At 65.1% G+C, this 1,908-nt stretch carries 1 protein-coding gene; it reads right to left on the reverse strand.

All coding sequences use genetic code 11. The features are described from left to right. Positions 1 to 94: 94 nt before the first annotated feature. Complete coding sequence (locus tag AB0O58_RS26680) at positions 95 to 1,804, reverse strand: transposase (RefSeq protein ID WP_366239034.1); 1,710 nt, start codon at positions 1,802 to 1,804, stop codon at positions 95 to 97. Between the last annotated feature and the right edge of the window lie 104 nt (positions 1,805 to 1,908).

Raw genomic sequence — 1,908 nt, forward strand, 5'->3', positions numbered from 1 at the left:
GCAGGCGGGATCCGGGCTGTTGCGATTTCGATTCGGCTTCCGTTGTGTGGTGTCGGACGGCGGAATCAGTGGGACCGCGGCCGGGCCACCGACCTCAGGTGAGTGCCGGAGTGTGTGCTCCGATGGCCTTGAACAGGTTGTGGACCAGGGCATGGAAGGTGAATTCCGCGGAGGCTCGCTGTTGACCTCTGCTGCTGAAGCGCCGGAATCCGAGATTGTGTTTGGCATGACCGAACGGGGTTTCGGCGATATGACTGCGCAGGCCGTAAAGCGCGGCACCGACCGGGGTCCGCAACCGATGCGACATCACCTCTTTCGGTGTCGCACCCGCCGGTGGTGGCCCGTCGACGGGGTCGTCGGCTGCGGCTTTCGATACCGCGGCGTTCTTGCCGATCGCGATCAACCGGTCCGGTCCGGGTGCGGTCAGATTCGCCTCACTCGTGTATCCCGCATCAGCGAGCAGTACCCCGATCTGGTTGTCGGCGTTCGGATCTCGATCAACGCGGGCGCCTGCGATCAGGTCGGCGGCAGCGACGGCTTTGTCGAGCATCGAGGTGAAGGTGGTGCCGTCGTTAGGATTGTTCCCCACCGAAGTGGCGATGATGATCCCATCGCTGGTGGTCACCGCCTGGCAGTTGTAGCCCTGAATCCACCCACCACCACGCAACTGCATCGACCTCGACTCCGGATCGGTGACATTGCGTGTGGGTTCGACCTTCTTCGCTGGTGAGGTGACAGCAGATGCGGTGGCGGCCTCGACGGCGGTGCGTACTCGTTCCTGCTCCGCGGCTTTCGCTTCGGCGGCGGCGCGGTCGGCGATCGCGCGGTCGAGGAAACGCTGGACACGAATCACTTTCGCGTTCCTCTCCACCGGTCCCGGCGCACGCCCCTTGACTGTTCCCGCAGCCTTCCGTGCCTGATAGTTCTCGATCGTGGCCTGATGCCTGGCACGCGCGTGGGCCAGATTGCGTTCGAGCACTTCGACACGGATTTCGGTCGGCGGCGGCCCGGCCACGGGGCCGAGCTCGGCGCGGCGACGCAGATAGTCCGCCACCGTCGCCTCACGCCGCGCCAGCGTCGCAGCACGGAGATCGGTCTTGTTCTTCTCGATCCTCTCGCGCTCGGCGGCCTTGTCTGCGTTGACCTCGGCGAGCGCGGTCAACGCCTGCGCGATCCGACCCGCGCGAGAACGCGGATCGGCCACATCGTCGGGCACCTCGTCGCCTGCCGAGCCCGGTCCGAACATCTCGTCCTCGGCAGCGTCGGCAGCAGCATGCTCAGCGGCGGCAGCCCGCGCGTGCTCGCGAAGTCGCTGCTCGGCCGCCTCGGCTGCCGCTTTCCGCAAACCTTTTTCGGTGCGGTTCGCACTCAGTGAAGCGTTGGAGGCGATCTTGACTCCGTCGAGGGCGACGACACCCAGCCTGGCCAACCCCAGTTGTCCGCACAGCAGCAGTACCTGCGTGAACAAGGCCTCCATGTGCGAGGCGACGTCGGCGCGGAAGCGGGAGATCGTCACATGATCAGGGGTGTTTCCGGCGCAGATGATCCTGAACGCGGCATCACGCCGACACATCCGCTCGAGTACCCGCGAGGATCGTTGCCCCTGAGCCCACCCGAAGATCAGTACCGTGAGCAACATGTCCGGGTCGTATCCCGCACGCCCGACACCACCGGTGCGGCGCACCGCATGCACCGCCGAGGTATCCAACGCGGCAACCACATCGATCACCGTGAACACCGGATCCGACACCGGTAACCACTCACGCATGTCCACCGGCAACAAGAACTGCTGATCCCGATCCACCGGGCGATACCCTTTGGCCACCAACACATTCTCTCAGCCGACCACACCAGCCACCACTCAACACGCAGCACACCGAACCAGCTCAAATCGCAACAGCCCGGATC

The organism is Rhodococcus sp. NPDC080181 (genome assembly GCF_040702225.1).
In the GTDB taxonomy this organism is placed as follows: Bacteria; Actinomycetota; Actinomycetes; order Mycobacteriales; family Mycobacteriaceae; genus Rhodococcoides; species Rhodococcoides fascians.